The organism is Mesorhizobium sp. Root157 (assembly GCF_001427385.1).
Taxonomy (GTDB): domain Bacteria; phylum Pseudomonadota; class Alphaproteobacteria; order Rhizobiales; family Rhizobiaceae; genus Mesorhizobium.
Genome location: NZ_LMGJ01000038.1, coordinates 122201 through 140673 on the forward strand (window position 1 = coordinate 122201; position 18473 = coordinate 140673).

Sequence of the window (18473 nt, forward strand, 5' to 3'; positions counted from 1 at the left end):
CTTTCAACCCATATGACAGGCAGAAAGCAGGCGGCGGGCAGCCGCTGGCTGAAGCTTGCCGCGCTCACGGCAGCGCTGGTTTGCGTGCCGTTTCTGGCCTTGCTGTTCGAAGCCGTGCAAGGCTCGCAAGGGCTGTGGTCGCATCTCGCGGCCAGCGTCCTGCCCAAGGCAATATTCGATACCGCTATCCTTCTTGTCGGCGTCGGCATCCTCGTCGCCAGCATGGGCACAGGGGCCGCGTGGCTGGTCACGGCCTACGAATTTCCCGGCCGCCGCACCATGGAATGGGCGCTGCTGCTGCCGCTCGCCGTGCCGACCTACATCGTCGCCTACGCCTATCTCGACATCCTGCACCCGATTGGCCCCGTGCAGGGGGCTGTTCGCTGGTTGCTCGGCTATTCCAGCCCGCGCGAATTCCGCCTGCCCGACATCCGCAACATGACCGGTTGCATCGTGCTTTTGGGCTTCGTGCTCTACCCTTACGTCTATGTCGCAACGCGCGCGATGTTCCTGACCCAGCCGGCCAGCCTCATCGAGGTTTCGCGCACGCTCGGCGTCTCGCGCAACGCCGTCTTCCGGCGGGTCGCCCTGCCGCTGGCGCGCCCCGCCATCGTCGTCGGCGTCAGCCTGGCGCTCATGGAGACGCTGAACGACATCGGCGCATCCGAGTTCCTGGGCGTGCGCACCCTCACCGTTTCCATCTACACCACCTGGGTCACGCGCTCGGACCTTCCCGGCGCATCCCAACTGGCGCTGGCGCTGCTTGCCGTCGTGGTGGCGATCGTTGCGGCAGAGCAGTATGCGCGGCGCCGGCAGCGCTTCGCGCCGAATGCCCAACGCAGTGGCGGCGGGCTTGAACGGCAGCGCGTTTCCCTGCCCAAAGGCCTGCTGCTGCTTGGCCTTTGCCTCGTTCCGGTGCTCGTCGGCTTCGTCGCGCCCGCAGCCCACCTTGCCATGGAAGCCTATGCGCGCCTTGGCTTTGCCGGGCTGCCGGCCCGTTTCCTGTCCGACATCACCAACACCGTGCTGTTCTCGGCGGGGGCCACGCTGATCACCCTCGTGCTCGGGTCCGCGGTCGCCTATGCGGCGCGCCTTCATTCCGGCACGTCCTCGGCCTGGCTCTACCGGCTCGCCACCATCGGCTATGCGGCACCCGGAACGGTGGTGGCGATCGGCCTGCTCATCGCGCTCGGAGCCTTCGACAGGACGGCGGACAAGGTCGCCTCGTCATGGCTCGGCTTCTCGACCGGCCTTTTGTTCCTCGGTTCGGGGGCCGCCCTGCTCTACGCCTACTCGACAAGGTTCCTCGCCATATCGGCCGGCGCAATGGCCGCGGGCCTCAGCCGCATCCCGCAATCCCTGGACGATGTCTCGAGGATGCTTGGCGAAAACGCTTCCGGCACGCTGCGGCGCGTGCACCTGCCGCTGTCGAAGACGGCACTGGCGGCATCCGGCCTGCTCGTCTTCGTCGATTGCATCAAGGAACTGCCTGCAACATTGCTCTTGCGACCCCTGAACGTCGAAACGCTCGCCACCCATCTCTATGGCGAGGCCGCACGCGGCACCTATGAGGAAGCCTCGATCTCGGCGCTGATGATCGTGTTTGTCGCGCTCTTGCCGGTGATCTGGCTGGCAAGGGTCGGACGCGGCGGAAACCGGTAGGGCATCGAAACCCGATGCTCAAACAAAGAGGTAGGTCGCCCCTATGCATCCGTCAGGATGCCCAGCGAATTAGTGCGCGTGGCGATCTTTCAGATTCCCCGGCGCGCTCTAAGTATTTGTTTTTATGACGCCTGCCGCGGCTTGAATGCAGCGGCAGATCCTATGCCGTGGCGATGTAAGCCCTGATCTGTTCCGCCTCGCGCTCAACGTCCTCGATACGGCGCTTGACCACGTCGCCGATGGAGATAATGCCGTAGAGCAAGCCGTCCTTTTCCACCGGCAGGTGGCGGAAACGGCCCGTCGTCATGATCTCCATCAGTTCGTTCACCGTGTGGTTCTCGTTGCAGATCTTGACCTTCGGCGTCATCGCCGCGCGCACCGCCATGTCGAGCGCGCCAGCGCCTTCCTTGGCCACGACCCGCACGATATCGCGCTCCGACAGGATGCCGACGATCTTGCGGTCGCCATTGGTGATGACGAGTGCGCCGACCCTGTGTTCGGCGAGAAGGCGAATGGCCTCGGAAAGCTTCTCATTGGGGCCGAGCGTGAAAACGTCGTGGCCCTTTTTGTCGAGAATTGCCTTTACAGTCATGGCGTCCTCCTCTGCGGTTGCCCGTTGGATAGCCATGCGTCCCCATGGGCGCATGGCTATCCAACTCTCTGTTTGAGCAACGGATTGACCCCGAAAACCGGATTCCACTTTTCGGTCCGATCTCCGAAGCCCCCGCAGCCTCACAATCGCTGGAGCATGGTGCGCTGTGCGTGCGTGCATTTCAAGTGCCACGGAGCGCGGCAGCCAATCGCCGGCGCGCATGCACGCAAGGCCGCCTCAGGCGAAAGGCCGCGGCTTTTTCTCGAACAGCCTCAATCCGAAAAATCCGGCCGCAAAGCCGCCAATGTGCGCTTCCCAGGCAATCTGGCTTTCCTCGCCCGGCACCACCCCGATCAGCCCTGTCGCGAGATTGACGACCATCCACACCGCCAAAAAGGTCATGGCGCCGCGCGAACGCAACACATCGCGCATCGGCAGCGGTGCGCCGGCGAACGCCGCCCGCCCCGACGAGCGGTCGATGCGGAAGGCAAAGCGCGCCGCCGCCCCCATCATGCCCGAGATCGATCCCGACGCCCCGACCAGCGGAGCCTGCCCGAGCGGATGGATGACATAAAACAGCGCGGCTGCCGCAAGCCCGGTCACGGCGAAGAAGACGGCGAAGCGCAAGGCACCGATACGATTTGCCAACGGCGAGCCGAAGGCGGCCAGCCACACCATGTTGATGATGAGATGGGCAAAGCCGCCATGCAGCAAGGCGTAGGTGAACGGGCTGGTGAAGGCCCATACGTCAATTTCGTATTGGCCCGAATAGCGGATCGGAACGAAGGCCGTCCGCACCAGAACTTCAAAGTCCTGATCCGGCGTCAGGACATAAGTCCTCACCAGATGGATGCCGATGCAAAGCCCCATCACGGCCAGCACCACGGCAGGCAGGTTGAACACCGGCTCGCGGCGGGGCGCGGCCTCAAACTTTGTCTCGTCGTCCTCGGCCATGCCATCCGGCTCGTTCATGCGGGTCGGTTCCATTACCGGGCCATGTAGTGCACTGCCCGGCGTTTCACAAATGCCGAATCGCGGCAGCCGAATCATTGGCGGCGAATCAGAAAAAAGCCGTCCAAGGTCTCCCCTGGACGGCCGGCCGAGCCCCCATTGCTCCCCTGAACTTTTGACTGAAAGCCCGCCGCCGTTTTGCGGCCAACCGACTTTCTGGAGTGATTTCAACGTTTCACATTCCAACTTGGCCGGCAATGTAAACCTTTCCTTAACCTTAACGGCCCCGAGGCGTGAACAAGCCAGATACGGACTGGCACGCATCGTGCTGCGCGCAGCATGTAGACCATCGGGAAGGCGTCCTTCTGTGCACCGATGGGACATCAGGCGGCAGATTGCGCGGAGCGGAACGGAAATGAACCTGAATGGATCGATCGGACTGTTCCAGTATTGGAACCGGCTGCGCGATGGACGCCCCGCTCCACGGCGCACCGAAGTGGAGCCGGCCGACATCAAGACGCTTTTGGCCGATACTTTCATCCTCGAAAAGGACACCCGCGGCGAGGCGGTGTTCCGTCTGGCCGGCACGCGGCTTTGCGCCACCTATGGCCGCGAACTCAAGGGGTTTTCGTTTCCTTCGCTGTGGCGCAGCAAGGACCAGCGCATCGTTTCCCGGCTGATCGACGGCGTGTTCGAGAAGCGGTCCGTCGTCCTGATCACCTATGCCGGCACGAGCCGCAACAAGCGCAGCGTCGAATTGGAGTTGCTGGCGCTGCCGCTCGACGGCGGTGCGGAAAACCTGCGCTGCCTCGGCGTCGTCTCGCCTGCGGAAAAGCCGTTCTGGCTGGGGGCCGATCCGATCATCGATGCGTATATCGATTCGGTGCGCATCATCGATCCGGACAAGGAACACGTCTTCCTCGGCAACCGTCCGGCCATCAGCGTGCCCGAACTGGCGCCCACCGAACTGGACTCGACCGAGACCCTGGCCGGCTACGGCCGGGCACGGCGCATCCGCCATCTCGTCGTGCTGGACGGCGGGCGCGAGGAATAGGACCAATCGCCTAAACTTTCGACCCCGTATTTTCCCGTTTGTTAACCTTCCCGGCCTAACGTTTGGGATGAAAATCCGCGCGCCAAAACGCGGGACGGCCAACGGGGTGTAGGCAGTGATGAGATCAACGGCGGTCGACTATGCGCCGTCCAAGGTTGAAAGGCGTAACTTTCAACGCGTCCGTGTGAAGATCTACGGGCGGTTCATGCTGGAAGATCGCTCCGAACACCCTTGCCAGGTCGTCGAAATGTCGCCCGGTAACGTAGCCCTGCGCGCCGAGCGCATCGGTGAACCCGGCGAGAAGATCATCGCTTACATCGATCATATCGGCCGCGTCGAAGGCGTCGTCACCCGTACCTTGCAGGACGGCTTCGCCATGACGGTGATCGCGTCAGAGCGCAAGCGCGACAAGCTTGCAGCCCAGCTCACCTGGCTTGCCAACAAGCACGAACTCGACCTGCCGGAGGACCGCCGCCACGAGCGCGTCGCCCCGCGCAACCCGATGAGCATGCTGCAACTGATGGACGGCCGCCAATACCAGTGCCGCATCATCGACCTGTCGCTGTCGGGCGCCGCCATCGAGATCGACGTGAAGCCGGCAATCGGCATCCAGGTCACTTTGGGCACCATGCGCGGCCAGGTGGTGCGCCACTTCGAGGACGGCGTGGCGATCGAGTTCGCCGTTATCCAGCGACCCGAAACGCTCGACGCGGAATTCAACGCTCCACGCGCCTGAATATCCCTTTCATCGACCTGACGGCATGGGACGGCGCTTGAACCGCTCCCATTGCGAACATTTGCAGACGTCCCCTTCTTGAGCCCGGATTGCTCCGGCGCGGGCTTGCCATTTCACGCACGCATATGCCGCGCCCGTTTCGGGCATTCATCTGCCAAAATCCATTCGATAAAATTCGAATCAAATCAATCGATGATTCTATTCTATTTTTCGTAGATATTTATATTAAGTCTCTGTACGTTTTACTTAATATCTACTTCGGCCTTTTGCGTCAAATAAATCCGGAACTGTCAATGTCTCCTCAAACGGGGAGACATCACAATGAACAACAAGTGGGGCGTGTCGCTGCTCGCGGCAATTGCACTGCAGTTCGGCTGTTGGGGAACAGCCTTCGCCGGCGCGTCGTTCATGCACACCGGCGGGCGCACCACGCAGCCTGTCGGCCACTACGAATTCTGCCAGAGCTTGCCGCAGGAATGCCGTCAGGCGACGCCGAAGCAGGCGCCCGTCGAGTTGACCCGCAAGCTTTGGGACAAGATCGTCGCCGTCAACAACACCGTCAACATGTCGCTCGTGCCGCGCACCGACATGGAAATGTGGGGCCGCGAGGAAGTGTGGTCCTACCCCGCCAATGGCGAAGGCGACTGCGAAGACTATGTGCTCGAAAAGCGCCGCAAGCTGATGCAGGCCGGCGTGCCTGCCGGCAATCTCCTAGTCACGGTGGTGCGCCAGCCCAGCGGCGACGGTCATGCCGTGCTGACGGTCCACACCTCCATGGGCGACTTCATCCTCGACAATCTGGAGTCCAGGGTCCTGGCCTGGTCGGAAACCGAATACACCTACCTCAAGCGCCAGTCCGACAGGAACTCCGGCGCATGGGTCACCATCAATGACGGCCGCGCCGACGCGGTCGCCAGCGTCCGCTAATTTCGCGGCGCAACGAGAAACCCGGTCGAGTCCCCCACCCTCCCCGTCCCCAACGACCGGGTTTACGGAGCCGGCCCAGTCCCCGGGCCGGCTCCACCCTTTTCGTCGATGGGCCGGCCCAGTCCCCGGGCCAACTCCACCCTTTTTGATCGATGGGAAAAGCGTGAGCCGCCTCAGGCGGGCTTCAAGCCTGCCTTGAAGCGCTTGCCGTTGGCGACATAGTGGGCAGCGGATTTGCGCAGCCGCTCCTGCGCCGCATCGTCCAGCGTGCGCACCACCTTGGCAGGCGAGCCGACGATCAGCGAATTGTCGGGAAACTCCTTGCCCTCGGTCACCAGCGCACCGGCCCCGACGAGCGAGTTCCTGCCGATCCTGGCGCCGTTGAGCACGATCGCCCCCATGCCGATCAGGCTGTTGTCGCCGATGGTGCAGCCATGCAGCAGCGCCCTGTGGCCGATGGTGCAGCCCTTGCCGATGGTGAGCGGAAAGCCCGGGTCGGTGTGCATGACGGTGTGTTCCTGCACATTGCTGTCGTCGCCGATGGAGATCCGATCATTATCGCCGCGAACGACGACGCCGAACCAGACGCCGACATTGCGCCCGACGGCAATGTTGCCGATCAACGTCGCGTCTGGGGCGACCCAGTTGCTGTCCCTGTCCTCGAAATGCGGCTCAACTCCGTCGATGGCATAAATCGGCATCTGGTCTCCACCATTGTTCAGCGCGGCAAATCCACCGGCATACTTAGTAGGGAGCCCATCATCGAGGCAACCGTGATCGTCACGACGCCCAGCGCCATCAACCAGATAACGGCGGTGCACATGCATGAGGCAAGGCCGGCGCCGGACAGGCGCTGCTCGCCGTGCGCATCCAAAGCGTCGTTAACCAGCATGAACGGCCCCGCCGCAACCGTCATCGCCAGCGAGCGGACGACATGGGCAGGCGTGACATAGGGTGCGGCGAAGGCCAGCCTGCGGCCAGACACCAGTTCCATGATCGATCCGCCCAGCCCGCAAAGCGTCAGCCCGACAAGAAATGCAAAGGCGCCCAACTGCACAGCGGTCATCTTTACTCTCCATTTACCATGAAACCGCACAGTCGCGGTCCAGTGGCAACACGCAAGAGTCGTGCCGGCAGGTGCGTCGATATTCAGGTCAGGGCGAGCCGCCGCCATCTGAATATGTTCCGTAATGAGACAGTTCGAGGATCGCGATGAAAGAGGCAGACGCTGCCCAGCCGGACTTCAGGGTGGTCGATTCCTCCCTGATGGTGAAGGTGTTCTACGCCTTCGCCGCGGTGGCCTTGCTGTCGCTCGTCATCACACTGGCCGGAAAGTGGTTCGGCCACGACATCGCCATGGGCGGGCACACCGAAGACACCACCGTTCGCGAGATCGTCATCGGCAACAACGTCATCGCTGTTTCATCCAACATGATCCGGTTCGAGCAGGCACGGCGCGATGGCGTCGCCGCACGGCTCGACCTCTACATGCGCTATCCACAGATGGACGGCTACAGCGAGGCGGCCCGGGACGATTTCAACAATGCGCACGGCAGCAGGAACATCCTGTTCCTGGCCTTCGAGGACCAGATGATGTCGCGCGACATGAGCGGACGCTTCGCGCCGATCTACAGCGCCCTCATCGTGCGGCCGGGCAAGCCGGGACCGGGCGGCACCACGCTCTACGACTTCACCGACAAGTCGGGCTATCTGGGCGAAATGCTTGCGGTTGCCGAGCGCCCTGGTCGCGAACCCTTCGTCGCGCGCTGTCTCAGCGGGCCGAAAGCGGAAGAATCGCTGGCGCCTTGCGAGCGCGACATGCTCGTGGGCGACGGCCTAAGCCTGAGTTACCGGTTCCCCAAGGAGTTTCTGGGCGAGTGGCAGGCACTGGACGCGGCGGTCGCGGCCGAAGCCGCCACCATGGTCAAGACGTCCGCCGTGCAGGCGCGCTAGAAAACCGGCCTGTTGCTGTCGACCGGCCCGCCGTATCAGGCGAGATCGATGTCGAGGATCGCCATCGAGAAATTATAGTCGCCGTCGTCCTCATCCTTGAAGACGAGGCCGAGGAATTCGTCTCCAACGTAGACTTCCGCCGAATCTTCCTTGCGCGGGCGCGCCTTCACTTCCAGCCGCGGATTCTGGAAGAGGCGCTTGAAATAAGCGTCGAGCTTGCGGATTTCTTCGGGTTTCAAGGCATCTCTCCGGGAACGGCTACTTCAGGAACGCGCTTCTGGCACGGCAGTCACGGCACTGTAAAGGCAAAGCCGGCGTGGCCGATAGCCCGCCGGTGCAAGTCAGCCCCTGCGGGCCTGCCAAAAACTCAGATATCGAAGGTGATGACGTGTTCCATCGCCTGCGACGGCAACAACTGGTCCATCTGGCGCGACGGCTCGTCGCAACCGGTCTCGCCGACGATGCGGGCCGGCACGCCGGCCACCGTCTTGTTGTGGGGCACGGGCGACAGCACGACCGATCCCGCCGCGATCTTCGAGCAATGACCGACCTCGATATTGCCGAGGATCTTTGCGCCGGCGCCGATCAGCACGCCGCGGCGGATCTTGGGATGGCGATCGCCGCCGGCCTTGCCGGTGCCGCCCAGCGTCACCGCGTGCAGGATCGACACGTCGTCCTCGATGACGGCCGTCTCGCCCACGACGAGGCCGGTGGCGTGGTCGAGGAACACACCCTTGCCGATTCGCGCGGCAGGATTGATGTCGGTCTGGAAGACAGACGAAGACCGGCTTTGCAGGTAGAGGGCAAAATCCTTGCGGCCGCGCTTCCACAGCCAGTGCGCCAGGCGATGGGTCTGGATGGCGTGGAACCCCTTGAAGTAAAGCACAGGCATCAGGAAGCGGTCGCAGGCCGGGTCACGATCATAGTAGGCCTGGATGTCGACGCGCACCACGGCCGACCATGTCGGATCGTCCTGCAGCATGGCGTCGAAGGTCTGGCGGATCAGGTCGGAGCCGATATCCTGGTGCGCGAGCCGTTCGGCCAACCGGTGGATCACGGCATCTTCAAGGCTTTCCTGATTGAGAATGGCCGAATAGAGAAAGGCCGCCAGCAGCGGGTCGCGGTTGACCGCTTCCATCGCCTCGTCGCGTATGGAGCGCCAGATCGGATCGACCGGCTCAATCGCGTTTTGACGCGCAATACTGTTCATCGAAGCATCTCCGGCACCCTGCTGCCGCATTGGTCCTGAGCGACAACGAACCGAACTCCGGCTCCTGCCGTTTCGTAGGTCGCTCTATAGGCCAGATGATAACACGGGTGAATTCAATTTTCCTTATCGCACTTTCAATTGGGAGCGCTTGCCCGAAATTCAACCGGCGAGGAACAATGAACCCGCTCGGGCGCTCCCGCGCAGGCGCCGGTCAAAGGGCGGCTACTTCTCCCCGTTATCCACATAAGTGACACACAAGATGTTGGGGTCACAAAACTTACAGAAACGAACCCTTGACGACGCAAACCGAGTCGCTTTTTATAGGCCATGCGCTCCTGTTGCGGGCGCGACCGGTAAGTTTCGAGCCCGGTCCTTTTTTCCGGATTTTGTGCGTTTTGCCCGCATACCGCCCGTTTACGAGGCCGGCGGGAGCGTTGGGCTCGAGGTCGTTTGAAATGACGAAAAGGAGAATTGTCGGACTCGCATAAATTGTCTGTTAATACTATATTTAGTGTTTGCAGGTAGGTTCGACGCTAGATAATGTGAGTTGCCCTCTCCGAGGGATTTGCACCAAGTTTCAGTTTTTGAGGGATCAGCGACGTCGCCGGCAAGCAGGTAGCGAGTTCTGAAAGGGATTTGCCAGCCAAAGCAGGGACGAAGCGAGAGGGACACCGGGCGCGCTTGAGCGTGACCGGATCTGGTAGATGCGCGCTTTTTGAATGGGTTGAGGCAACCCCGCCGAAAAAGCGCTATATATAGACAAAGGGACAGACGCGATGCGCATCGAACGGCACTTCACCAAGGCAGGCCAGTCTCCTTATGCGGAGATCGAGTTCCGCAAGACGCTCTCCGAGATCAAGAATCCGGATGGCTCGGTGGTGTTCCGCCTCGACAACATCGACGTGCCCACCCAGTTCTCCCAGGTCGCCGCCGACATCCTGGCGCAGAAGTATTTCCGCAAGGCCGGCGTGCCCGCGCGCCTCAAGAGAATAGAGGAGAATGACGTCCCCTCCTTCCTGTGGCGCTCGGTTCCCGACGAGGCCGCCCTTGCCGAACTGCCCGAGGCCGAGCGCTACGGTTCCGAAATCGACGCGCGCCAGGTCTTCGACCGTCTTTCCGGCACCTGGACCTACTGGGGCTGGAAGGGCGGCTACTTCAAGTCGGAGGAAGATGCGCTGACCTTCCGCGACGAGCTTGCCTACATGCTGGCCACCCAGCGCGTCGCGCCGAACTCGCCGCAGTGGTTCAACACCGGCCTGCACTGGGCCTATGGCATCGACGGCCCCGGCCAGGGCCATTTCTACGTCGATCCCTTCACCGGCAAGATCACCAAGTCCAAGTCGGCCTATGAGCATCCGCAGCCGCATGCCTGCTTCATCCAGGGCGTGCAGGACGACCTCGTCAACGAAGGCGGCATCATGGACCTTTGGGTTCGCGAGGCGCGCCTGTTCAAATACGGCTCGGGCACCGGCTCGAACTTCTCCATGCTGCGCGGCGAAGGCGAAAAGCTTTCCGGCGGCGGCCGCTCGTCCGGCCTGATGTCGTTCCTCAAGATCGGCGACCGCGCCGCCGGCGCCATCAAGTCCGGAGGGACGACCAGAAGAGCAGCCAAGATGGTCATCGTCGATGCCGACCATCCCGATATCGAGGCCTTCATCGACTGGAAGGTAAAGGAAGAGCAGAAGGTGGCGGCGCTCGTCACCGGTTCCAAGATCGTGCGCAAGCACCTCGACGCAATCATGAAGGCCTGCGTCAACTGCGAAGGTCAGGACGACGACTGCTTCGATCCGGCCATCAACACGGCGCTGAAGCGCGAGATCAAGGCGGCCAAGAAGAACGCCGTGCCGGAGAACTACGTCCAGCGCGTCATCCAGTTCGCACGCCAGGGCTACACCTCGATCGAGTTCAAGACCTACGACACCGACTGGGATTCGGAGGCCTATCTCACCGTTTCCGGCCAGAACTCGAACAATTCCGTCTCGCTCAAGGACGACTTCCTGCGCGCCGTCGAACAGGACAGCGACTGGCACCTGACCGCCCGCAAGGACGGCCGCGTCATGAAGAGCATGAAGGCGCGCGACCTGTGGGAAAAGATCGGCTACGCCGCCTGGGCGTCCGCCGATCCGGGCCTGCACTTCAACACCACCATGAACGACTGGCACACCTCGCCGGCGGCTGGCCCGATCCGCGGCTCGAACCCGTGCTCGGAGTACATGTTCCTCGACGACACCGCCTGCAACCTCGCCTCGATCAACCTCCTGCCCTACCGCAATTCGGGCCGGGAACCAGGCTCACGGCCGGAAGATGCCGGCACCATCGACATCGCCGCCTATGAGCATTCGGTGCGGTTGTGGACGATGGTGCTCGAAATCTCCGTGATGATGGCGCAGTTCCCGTCGAAGGAGATCGCCAAGCAGTCCTACGACTACCGCACGCTCGGCCTCGGCTACGCCAATATCGGCGGCCTGTTGATGACCTCCGGCATCCCCTATGATTCGGACGAGGGCCGCGCCATCTGTGCCGCGCTCACCGCCATCATGACCGGCGTTGCCTATGCCACCTCGGCGGAAATGGCTTCCGAACTCGGCGCTTTCCCGGACTATGACCGCAATGCCGTAAACATGCTGCGCGTCATGCGCAACCACCGCCGCGCCGCCTATGGCGACAAGGACGGCTATGAGAAGCTTGCCGTCAACCCGGTTCCGCTCAATGCCGACCACATCTGGCAGAAGGATCTCGTCACCCACGCCCGCGCCGCATGGGACCGCGCCATCGAGCTTGGCGAGGAGCATGGCTACCGCAACGCGCAGGCCACCGTCATCGCGCCGACCGGCACCATCGGCCTGGTCATGGATTGCGACACCACCGGCATCGAACCGGACTTCGCGCTGGTGAAATTCAAGAAGCTCGCCGGCGGCGGCTATTTCAAGATCATCAACGCCGCGGTGCCGGAGGCGCTGCGTTCGCTCGGCTACTCAGAAAGCCAGATCGCCGAGATCGACGCTTACGCCGTCGGCCATGGCAATTTGAATCAAGCGCCGGGCGTAAACCCTTCAACGCTCAAGACAAAAGGCTTCACAGACGAGAAGATCGCAGCCCTCAACGCCGCGCTGAAGTCCGCCTTCGACATAAAGTTCGTGTTCAACCAGTGGACGCTCGGCGCCGACTGGGTGAAGGAGACATTCGGCTTCACCGACGAGCAGCTTTCCGACTTCTCGTTCGAGATGCTGCCGGCGCTGGGCTTCACCCGCAAGGAGATCGAGGCCGCCAACATCCATGTCTGCGGCGCGATGACGCTGGAAGGCGCGCCCTTCCTCAAGGTCGAGCACTATCCGGTGTTCGATTGCGCCAACCCCTGCGGCAAGATCGGCAAGCGCTACCTCTCGGTCGAGTCCCACATCCGCATGATGGCGGCGGCGCAGCCCTTCATCTCGGGCGCCATCTCCAAGACCATCAACATGCCGAACGAGGCGACCGTCGAGGACGCCAAGAACGCCTACATGCTGTCGTGGAAGCTGGCGCTGAAGGCCAACGCGCTTTACCGCGACGGCTCCAAGCTGTCGCAGCCGCTCAACGCCTCGCTGATCGCCGATGACGAGGAGGACGAGGACGACGCGGTCGAGGCGCTGATTGCCGCACCCGCCGCCGCCAAGGCCGTGCAGGTCACCGAGAAAATCATCGAGCGCATCATCGAAAAAGTGGTGCGCGACCGCGAGAAGCTGCCGAACCGCCGCAAGGGCTACACCCAGAAGGCCATCGTCGGCGGCCACAAGGTCTACCTGCGCACCGGCGAGTTCGACGATGGCCGCCTTGGCGAAATCTTCATCGACATGCACAAGGAAGGCGCCGCCTTCCGCGCCATGATGAACAACTTCGCCATCGCGATTTCGCTCGGCCTGCAATATGGCGTACCGCTGGAGGAATATGTCGAGGCCTTCACCTTCGTGAAGTTCGAGCCGGCCGGCATGGTGCAGGGCAACGACGCCATCAAGAGCGCCACTTCGATCATCGACTATGTGTTCCGCGAGCTGGCGATCAGCTATCTCGGCCGCAACGACCTCGCCCATGTCGATACTGACTTCTCCAACACCTCGCTCGGCAAGGGCATCACCGAAGGCAAGGCGTTCGCCTTCTCCAAGGGCCTGACGCGCGGCGTCTCGCCGGTCAAGCTGGTGTCGGCAGCCAGTGAGCCGAAGGGCTTTGCCGGTGGTTCCAACCCCTCCGGAACGACCAGCCCGGGCGACCGCCCTGCCCGCACAGCGCCCACCGCCTTTGCCGGCAACGTTTTGTCGCTGGCCACGGCCACGGCAACGGCGCTGAAGGCCGAAGCCGCCAGCGACGAGGCGGTTGCCTTCAAACGCGACTTCGAGGAGCGTGCCCGCGAGGAAGCAGCCGAGGAGGCGAAGGCCGGACAGGCCGCGGACGCCGACGCCCTGTTCACCGACGCCGCCGCCCAGGAAGCGGCCGACGCCAAGAAGGTCGCCGCCGACCGCCGCGCCAAGTCGCTGCTGCAAGGCTACACCGGCAATTCCTGCTCGGAGTGCCAGAACTTCACCATGGTGCGCAACGGCACCTGCGAGAAGTGCGATACTTGCGGCGCCACGAGCGGGTGCAGCTGAGAGGCACCCGCGACCGATACAAATGGGTATCTTTGATGAAAGCGATATCGAGGCGAGCCATAAGCGGCTCGCCTCTTCCATTCATATCTATGTGGAAGCGCTTTGCGCAGCTACTGATCTAATCCGCAAGGCCCTGCTTCTGGCTCCCACCAGTTCGAATGACGCCGAGCGCGCTGGCGACCTTATTGCCGGCTCAGTGTTGGGTTACCGCGTTGTGAATGATATCGGTGCAGCTACAAAGCTGATCGACTGCGGATACTTTGCACAGGGAAGCGCCTTATTCAGGGATATTGCCGAAATCGGCATGCTTGCGCTCCTTTTTTCCAAAAAGCCGGAACAATTGCGAGAGTGGAGAAAGGCGGGAAAAAGGAGACATGGAGAATTCGGCCGCTCTTCAATTAAAAAGATACTTGGGGGAGAAGTTGAATTTTTATTCTTTGATTATTACTTTGATGCGTTCTCCCAATTTGGAACACACCCGTCTGCGGAATCCATTTATTTTCATGTTGAAAATAATATGTTTCAAATTGGACCGCACTACAATGGAAACGTCTACGTGAAATCATATCACCACCTTGCCATTTTAGTTTCCCATGCACGCATATATGCGGTCGAACCTACCAATCTTTATTTGAGCTTGACGCGGAAATCAATTTCCCCGCTGAAAACAAACGATTCACCGCAGCTTGGAATCAGCTCAGAGAGATGTCCGCAAAATAGCGACTAAGCCACCCAAATCGTCCTCCCTCCTTCGTCATCCTAGGGCGGAGCCGAGCGCAGCGAGGTGGAGACCCTAGGATCCATGCCGTACCCTATCGGCAGGACTCGCGGGTGGTAACACGCACAACAACCGCCAAAGCTGCCATGAACGATGATCGTCACGGCATGGATCCTCGGGTCGCGCTCGGCGTTGCCTTCGCTTGCCCGAGGATGACGAAACTGACTGGTCGCCGTCTGACAACGGGGACACGGAGGTTCCCCAAGCCGCTACCAGTCAAGCCCTCGAAGAAGCTCATGCCATTCAGGGTTGATCTTTTCGATCAGATCGATCTTCCATTGCCGCCGCCAACGCTTGAGCGACTTCTCGCGCTGGATGGCATCGCGCATATCGAAATGCTCCTCGTACCAGACGAGCCTCTGTACGCCGTAGCGGGCCGTAAACCAGGCCCCATTCCCCTCCTTGTGTTCTGGAATGCGGCGAGCGAGGTCGTTTGTCACCCCGATATAGATGATGCCGCGCATCTGGCTTGCGGTCATGTAGACATAGCCGGTCATACCCGAATGCTATTCCCGCCCCGCCCAAAAGCAAATTCCCTGAAGCCGGGACACGCTCACAACCACTCACCCCAATCCCACCACCTTCCAGTTGCACCTGGTTCGTAGAGTCCCTGCCCGACTCGCCATACGCCTGTGTTCTCAACAGGAGAACGACAATGGCAAGTTGCAAGAGCACGAACGGCGACACATGGGAAATCTACTCCGCAACCGACGGCTGGCGCTGGCGGCGCACCGCCGCCAATGGCCGGATCTTCGGTTCGGCCACCCAGGGCTATTCCAACAGGCAGGACTGCATCGACAATGCCCGCCGCAACGGCATGACCTGCAATCCGGCGTGATAACTGATCGTTGGGCTCTGACCCGTGTGGCTGAAACGTGCACGGGTCTGTTGTCGGAATTCAATTACCCCCTCTGTTTCCTCTCACTTTTCCAAAAATTTTTATCCCCACCCTCTGCGCCTCCCGCATACTCTCCCCATCGCCCTTGCGGGAGACCTAGTGCGCACCGGGTATCAGGGAAGGGCGACGGTGCCGGGCTGGTCGTCTGCGGTAGGCGGCTGGGTGATGAGCCCCCAAGTTCGGCCCTCGAACCGGGCATCGTGTGCCGGCGGGTATCTATCCACCGCATGGCCGTTGCGCCGGTTGAGGGAAGCCACCGGACGGGCGGCCGCAAGGTCGCATATTTACTTAAACGAGCGTCCGAACGGCCGCCCGTCTTCCCGACCTCTCAACCGAGGTCAGTTCTTTGACAATGGCCAGACGGCAATGCCGGGCGTGGCAACCATACAGCACGAACTCCGATAGCCGTCTGGCCATCCGGGGTCCCCGCCAGCGACGAGCGCAGCGAGCGAGCTTAAAGGCGGGGNCCGAAAAGGCAGCGTGGCAACGAGAAACACATCCATCCTTCGTCATCCTAGGGCGGAGCAGGCCGAAGGCCGTCGCGCAGACCCTGGGATCCATGCCGTGACGAAGCGGCAGCGTGGTACGGTGCACAAGGCCCCATTCTGCACCGCCTTATACCTTGCAGCCGCCGTCGCGGCATGGATCCTCGGGTCGCGCCTTTCGCTGTGCTCTTGCCCGAGGATGACGAAGTGGAAAGGAGTACGCTTCCCTTCTGCCGCCAAAGGGAAGGGGCACAGGACGTACCCGCCAGCGACGAGCCTGCGCCTCGGCTACCGGCTGGCCTCGACGAGCTCCACAAGCCAATTGACGGCCAGCGGATAGCCTTTCGCCCCCAGCCCGGCAATCACGCCTGTCGCCACCGTCGACACCAGCGAGCGATGATAGATTTCCTCGCGCCGATGAATGTTGGAGATGTGCAATTCCACGATCGGGCCGGGGAACATCTTGAGCGCGTCGAGCAGCGGTATCGAACGGAAGCTGAGGCCGGCCGGATTGATCAGGATGCCTGCCCCCTCGTCGGTCGCCTCGTGCACCCATTCGACCAGTTCATGTTCGGCGTTGGTCTGGTGGAAGCGCACGGGATAGGCGCCGGCGGCGCCCCGGCACATCACCTTGATCTCGGCCAGCGTGGTGGTGCCGTAGATTCCCGGCTCGCGCCTGCCCAGCCTGTTCAAGTTCGGGCCGTTGAGGATGAAGATCGGTTTCACGACAAATGCCTCCAATCAGCCCTGGTAGCCGAACAGCCTGGGTAGCCACAGCACCGTGTCGGGGAAGAAGGTGATGACGAGCAGCGACAGGACCATCGTGTAGAGGAACGGCAGCACGTCGCGCACGATGTCGCGCAGCGGCACGTTGGCAATGCGCGTCATGATGAACAGCAACAGGCCGTAGGGCGGCGTGACCAGCCCCAGCATGATGTTGACCACGCACATCACGCCGAAATGCACCATGTCGATGCCGAGCGCATGCGCGGTCGGGATGAACACCGGCAAGATGACGAGGATGATCGTCGTCCCCTCGAGGATGCAGCCGAGCAGCAGAAGGATGACGTTGACCAGAATGAGGAACCCGGTCGGCGACAGGTCCCAGTTGGTCAACAGGACGCGCAGCGAATCCGGGATGTTCTCGATCGTCACGACATAGTTGAACACCAGTGCGCCGGCGATGAGCATGCCGATCGACGCGGTCGTGCGCGCGCTGGCCAGCATCGAGCGATAGAAATCCGCGAAGCTGACGCTGCGGTAGAGAACGATTGAGATGAGCAGCGCATAGGCGGCCGCGACGGCGGCGGCTTCGGTCGGCGTCGTGACGCCGGAATAGATGCCGCCCAGCAGCACGACCGGCATCATCAGTGCGGGCAATGCGCGCCAAGTGATGCCCGGAAGCTCGCGCAAGGGCGTCGGCGGTTCGACGGGAAAGTTCCTCGTGCGCGCATGAACCGCGACCAGGATCATCTGGAAAGCGGCCATCAGCAGGCCAGGAACGACGCCGCCAAGGAAGAGGTAGCCGATCGAGGCGTCCGACACCAAAGCATAGATGATCATGGGGATGGACGGCGGGATGATCGGCCCGATCACGGCGGTCGCCGCCGTCAGGGCGGCGGCGTAGCTCGCCGGGTATTTGCCGTCGGCCGTCATCATGTTCTGCATGATCTTGCCGGAACCGGCGGCATCGGCGATGGCCGAGCCGCTCATGCCGGCAAAGATGATCGATTGCAGCACGTTGACCTGCGCCAGCCCGCCACGGAATCGGCCGACGAAGGCGTTGCAGAAGCTCATCAGCCGGTCGGTCATCGAGCCGATATTCATCAGTTCCGCCGCCAGGATGAACAGCGGCACGGCGAGGATGATGTAGTTGGAATACATGCCGTTGAGGAACTGCTCCGCCGCCGTGCCCATGTCGAGCCCGGCCGCCAGAAGATAGAGGATCGACCCTGCGATCATCGCATGGCCGACCGGCAGGCCGAGCAACGCCAGCACGGTGATTGCGACTATGGAAATGGAGAAAGGGCTTGCGAAATTCATACGCCCGAGCTCGCCTTGGTGGGGTCGAATTCTTCCGGGGCGGAGCCGCGCAGAACCTGCCAGCAAAGCCAGACGTAGCGCACGATGATGGCGACCACGAAAACGATGTAGATGGAGAACAGCCAGTCGAAGCGGATCTTCATATAGGCGCTCTTTTCGACCTTCATGAAGGTCACGTAGTCGATCACAGCCGGCAGCGAGATCGCGTAGAGCACGATCAGCGAAGAGGCGAAAATCAGGAACATGATGCCCCGGACCTTTGGCGGGACGGATGCGTAGATGAGATCGAAGCGCATTTCCTCCTGTTCGGTCACGACGAAGGCAGCGCCCCACAGCACGATCCATATCCACAGGATGGCGCTGAGTTCATTGGTCCAGCCGGTCGGCCAGTTCATCACATAGCGAAAGAATATCTGGAGCAGGAAGGCGAAGAACATGACGGCAAGCATCGCCGCCAACACGTTTTCCGCCCGAGCGTAGAGCCAGCGGCCCACCCCGCGCAGCCTCGGATCCATCATGCCCTCCTCCTCGAGGCCGCAGCCTTCACTTCCCGGCGGCATGCCGG

The 18473-nt window shown here is 61.9% G+C and carries 18 protein-coding genes; 8 read left to right on the forward strand and 10 right to left on the reverse strand.

All coding sequences use genetic code 11. The features are described from left to right. The first annotated feature begins 12 nt into the window (after positions 1 to 12). Complete coding sequence (locus tag ASD64_RS19745; protein ID WP_244480867.1) at positions 13 to 1662, forward strand: ABC transporter permease; 1650 nt, start codon at positions 13 to 15, stop codon at positions 1660 to 1662. Between the two features lie 160 nt (positions 1663 to 1822). On the opposite strand, the gene ASD64_RS19750 is transcribed toward ASD64_RS19745, so the two are convergent. Both ASD64_RS19750 and ASD64_RS19755 read right to left on the reverse strand, forming a co-directional pair. After that, positions 1823 to 2254, reverse strand: coding sequence for a CBS domain-containing protein (locus tag ASD64_RS19750; RefSeq protein ID WP_056108862.1), 432 nt, complete (start codon positions 2252 to 2254; stop codon positions 1823 to 1825). Between the two features lie 237 nt (positions 2255 to 2491). Then, the gene (locus tag ASD64_RS19755) at positions 2492 to 3226 is read right to left on the reverse strand and encodes a rhomboid family intramembrane serine protease (RefSeq protein WP_056109180.1); all 735 of its coding nucleotides are present in this window, start codon (positions 3224 to 3226) and stop codon (positions 2492 to 2494) included. Between the two features lie 394 nt (positions 3227 to 3620). Between ASD64_RS19755 and ASD64_RS19760 the strand changes: the two genes are divergently transcribed. From ASD64_RS19760 to ASD64_RS19770, 3 genes are all read left to right on the forward strand, one after another. Further along, the gene (locus ASD64_RS19760) at positions 3621 to 4259 is read left to right on the forward strand and encodes a PAS domain-containing protein (RefSeq protein WP_056108865.1); all 639 of its coding nucleotides are present in this window, start codon (positions 3621 to 3623) and stop codon (positions 4257 to 4259) included. Between the two features lie 118 nt (positions 4260 to 4377). Continuing rightward, positions 4378 to 4995 carry a PilZ domain-containing protein gene (locus tag ASD64_RS19765; RefSeq protein ID WP_056108869.1) on the forward strand — a complete coding sequence of 206 codons (618 nt, stop codon included), beginning with the start codon at positions 4378 to 4380 and terminating at the stop codon, positions 4993 to 4995. Positions 4996 to 5316: 321 nt separating this feature from the next. Then, complete coding sequence (locus tag ASD64_RS19770; protein WP_056108872.1) at positions 5317 to 5922, forward strand: transglutaminase-like cysteine peptidase; 606 nt, start codon at positions 5317 to 5319, stop codon at positions 5920 to 5922. A gap of 173 nt (positions 5923 to 6095) precedes the next feature. Here the strand turns inward: ASD64_RS19770 and ASD64_RS19775 are convergent, their stop codons facing one another. Further along, positions 6096 to 6623 carry a gamma carbonic anhydrase family protein gene (locus ASD64_RS19775; protein ID WP_056108875.1) on the reverse strand — a complete coding sequence of 176 codons (528 nt, stop codon included), beginning with the start codon at positions 6621 to 6623 and terminating at the stop codon, positions 6096 to 6098. Positions 6624 to 6640: 17 nt separating this feature from the next. Continuing rightward, complete coding sequence (locus tag ASD64_RS19780; protein ID WP_056108880.1) at positions 6641 to 6988, reverse strand: DUF6949 family protein; 348 nt, start codon at positions 6986 to 6988, stop codon at positions 6641 to 6643. Between the two features lie 146 nt (positions 6989 to 7134). Between ASD64_RS19780 and ASD64_RS19785 the strand changes: the two genes are divergently transcribed. Next, the gene (locus tag ASD64_RS19785; protein ID WP_056108881.1) at positions 7135 to 7875 is read left to right on the forward strand and encodes a hypothetical protein; all 741 of its coding nucleotides are present in this window, start codon (positions 7135 to 7137) and stop codon (positions 7873 to 7875) included. 35 nt (positions 7876 to 7910) lie between these two features. Here ASD64_RS19785 and ASD64_RS19790 read toward each other — a convergent pair whose 3' ends face one another. Continuing rightward, the gene (locus ASD64_RS19790; RefSeq protein ID WP_056108884.1) at positions 7911 to 8114 is read right to left on the reverse strand and encodes a DUF3126 family protein; all 204 of its coding nucleotides are present in this window, start codon (positions 8112 to 8114) and stop codon (positions 7911 to 7913) included. 128 nt (positions 8115 to 8242) lie between these two features. Beyond that, positions 8243 to 9085 (reverse strand): serine O-acetyltransferase, encoded by an 843-nt coding sequence (cysE, locus tag ASD64_RS19795; protein WP_056109184.1) that lies wholly within the window; start codon positions 9083 to 9085, stop codon positions 8243 to 8245. A gap of 776 nt (positions 9086 to 9861) precedes the next feature. On the opposite strand from cysE, the gene ASD64_RS19800 reads away from it, so the two are divergent. After that, positions 9862 to 13704 carry a vitamin B12-dependent ribonucleotide reductase gene (locus ASD64_RS19800; RefSeq protein WP_056108887.1) on the forward strand — a complete coding sequence of 1281 codons (3843 nt, stop codon included), beginning with the start codon at positions 9862 to 9864 and terminating at the stop codon, positions 13702 to 13704. 22 nt (positions 13705 to 13726) lie between these two features. Continuing rightward, the gene (locus ASD64_RS19805) at positions 13727 to 14431 is read left to right on the forward strand and encodes a hypothetical protein (protein WP_056108890.1); all 705 of its coding nucleotides are present in this window, start codon (positions 13727 to 13729) and stop codon (positions 14429 to 14431) included. A gap of 260 nt (positions 14432 to 14691) precedes the next feature. On the opposite strand, the gene ASD64_RS19810 is transcribed toward ASD64_RS19805, so the two are convergent. Next, positions 14692 to 14979 carry a GIY-YIG nuclease family protein gene (locus ASD64_RS19810; protein ID WP_056108895.1) on the reverse strand — a complete coding sequence of 96 codons (288 nt, stop codon included), beginning with the start codon at positions 14977 to 14979 and terminating at the stop codon, positions 14692 to 14694. Positions 14980 to 15137: 158 nt separating this feature from the next. Between ASD64_RS19810 and ASD64_RS19815 the strand changes: the two genes are divergently transcribed. Then, positions 15138 to 15320 carry a YegP family protein gene (locus tag ASD64_RS19815; RefSeq protein ID WP_056108898.1) on the forward strand — a complete coding sequence of 61 codons (183 nt, stop codon included), beginning with the start codon at positions 15138 to 15140 and terminating at the stop codon, positions 15318 to 15320. Between the two features lie 833 nt (positions 15321 to 16153). On the opposite strand, the gene ASD64_RS19820 is transcribed toward ASD64_RS19815, so the two are convergent. The 3 genes from ASD64_RS19820 to ASD64_RS19830 are packed head-to-tail and all read right to left on the reverse strand — an operon-like array spanning position 16154 to position 18426. After that, complete coding sequence (locus ASD64_RS19820) at positions 16154 to 16591, reverse strand: type II 3-dehydroquinate dehydratase (protein ID WP_056108901.1); 438 nt, start codon at positions 16589 to 16591, stop codon at positions 16154 to 16156. A gap of 15 nt (positions 16592 to 16606) precedes the next feature. After that, entirely contained in the window at positions 16607 to 17908 is a 1302-nt protein-coding gene (locus tag ASD64_RS19825) for a TRAP transporter large permease (protein WP_056108905.1), read from the reverse strand. Continuing rightward, positions 17905 to 18426 (reverse strand): TRAP transporter small permease, encoded by a 522-nt coding sequence (locus ASD64_RS19830; RefSeq protein ID WP_320410212.1) that lies wholly within the window; start codon positions 18424 to 18426, stop codon positions 17905 to 17907. Before ASD64_RS19830 ends, ASD64_RS19825 begins: the two co-directional genes overlap by 4 nt. Positions 18427 to 18473: the final 47 nt, after the last annotated feature.

Coding starts and splice junctions, on each gene's coding strand:
- ASD64_RS19745 (WP_244480867.1), top strand. CDS start 13: ATGACAGGCAGAAAGCAGGCGGCGGGCAGCCGCTGGCTGAAGCTTGCC.
- ASD64_RS19750 (WP_056108862.1), bottom strand. CDS start 2,254: ATGACTGTAAAGGCAATTCTCGACAAAAAGGGCCACGACGTTTTCACG.
- ASD64_RS19755 (WP_056109180.1), bottom strand. CDS start 3,226: ATGAACGAGCCGGATGGCATGGCCGAGGACGACGAGACAAAGTTTGAG.
- ASD64_RS19760 (WP_056108865.1), top strand. CDS start 3,621: ATGAACCTGAATGGATCGATCGGACTGTTCCAGTATTGGAACCGGCTG.
- ASD64_RS19765 (WP_056108869.1), top strand. CDS start 4,378: ATGAGATCAACGGCGGTCGACTATGCGCCGTCCAAGGTTGAAAGGCGT.
- ASD64_RS19770 (WP_056108872.1), top strand. CDS start 5,317: ATGAACAACAAGTGGGGCGTGTCGCTGCTCGCGGCAATTGCACTGCAG.
- ASD64_RS19775 (WP_056108875.1), bottom strand. CDS start 6,623: ATGCCGATTTATGCCATCGACGGAGTTGAGCCGCATTTCGAGGACAGG.
- ASD64_RS19780 (WP_056108880.1), bottom strand. CDS start 6,988: ATGACCGCTGTGCAGTTGGGCGCCTTTGCATTTCTTGTCGGGCTGACG.
- ASD64_RS19785 (WP_056108881.1), top strand. CDS start 7,135: ATGAAAGAGGCAGACGCTGCCCAGCCGGACTTCAGGGTGGTCGATTCC.
- cysE (WP_056109184.1), bottom strand. CDS start 9,085: ATGAACAGTATTGCGCGTCAAAACGCGATTGAGCCGGTCGATCCGATC.
- ASD64_RS19800 (WP_056108887.1), top strand. CDS start 9,862: ATGCGCATCGAACGGCACTTCACCAAGGCAGGCCAGTCTCCTTATGCG.
- ASD64_RS19805 (WP_056108890.1), top strand. CDS start 13,727: ATGGGTATCTTTGATGAAAGCGATATCGAGGCGAGCCATAAGCGGCTC.
- ASD64_RS19810 (WP_056108895.1), bottom strand. CDS start 14,979: ATGACCGGCTATGTCTACATGACCGCAAGCCAGATGCGCGGCATCATC.
- ASD64_RS19815 (WP_056108898.1), top strand. CDS start 15,138: ATGGCAAGTTGCAAGAGCACGAACGGCGACACATGGGAAATCTACTCC.
- ASD64_RS19825 (WP_056108905.1), bottom strand. CDS start 17,908: ATGAATTTCGCAAGCCCTTTCTCCATTTCCATAGTCGCAATCACCGTG.
- ASD64_RS19830 (WP_320410212.1), bottom strand. CDS start 18,426: ATGATGGATCCGAGGCTGCGCGGGGTGGGCCGCTGGCTCTACGCTCGG.